Origin of the sequence: Clostridium sp. C8-1-8, assembly GCF_009928445.1 — a bacterium.
In the GTDB taxonomy this organism is placed as follows: domain Bacteria; phylum Bacillota; class Clostridia; order Clostridiales; family Clostridiaceae; genus Clostridium_AR.
Genome location: NZ_JAABNO010000082.1, coordinates 1 through 611 on the forward strand (window position 1 = coordinate 1; position 611 = coordinate 611).

Genomic DNA, 611 nt, shown 5'->3' on the forward strand with positions numbered 1-611 from the left:
TGCCGTAAAACATGGCAACTGCAGTTCACTTACACCGCTTCTCAACCCGGTACGCACCAGAAAATCATTGATATGGCCATGAATGGCGTTGGATGCCGGGCAACAGCCCGCATTATGGGCGTTGGCCTCAACACGATTTTACGTCACTTAAAAAACTCAGGCCGCAGTCGGTAACCTCGCGCATACAGCCGGGCAGTGACGTCATCGTCTGCGCGGAAATGGACGAACAGTGGGGCTACGTCGGTGCTAAATCACGTCAGCGCTGGCTGTTTTACGCGTATGACAGGATACGGAGGACAGTTGTGGCGCACGTTTTCGGTGAACGCACTCTGGCCACACTGGAGCGTCTTCTGAGCCTGCTGTCGGCCTTTGAGGTCGTGGTATGGATGACGGATGGCTGGCCGCTGTATGAATCCCGCCTGAAGGGAAAGCTGCACGTAATCAGCAAGCGATATACGCAGCGAATTGAGCGGCATAACCTGAATCTGAGGCAGCACCTGGCACGGCTGGGACGGAAGTCGCTGTCGTTCTCAAAATCGGTGGAGCTGCATGACAAAGTCATCGGGCATTATCTGAACATAAAACACTATCAATAAGTTGGAGTCATTACC

1 pseudogene is annotated in these 611 nt (G+C 53.5%); it reads left to right on the plus strand.

What is annotated here, in order from left to right:
* Positions 1 to 596: pseudogene (locus GXK57_RS26210) on the plus strand (IS1 family transposase); the annotation flags it as partial.
* Between the last annotated feature and the right edge of the window lie 15 nt (positions 597 to 611).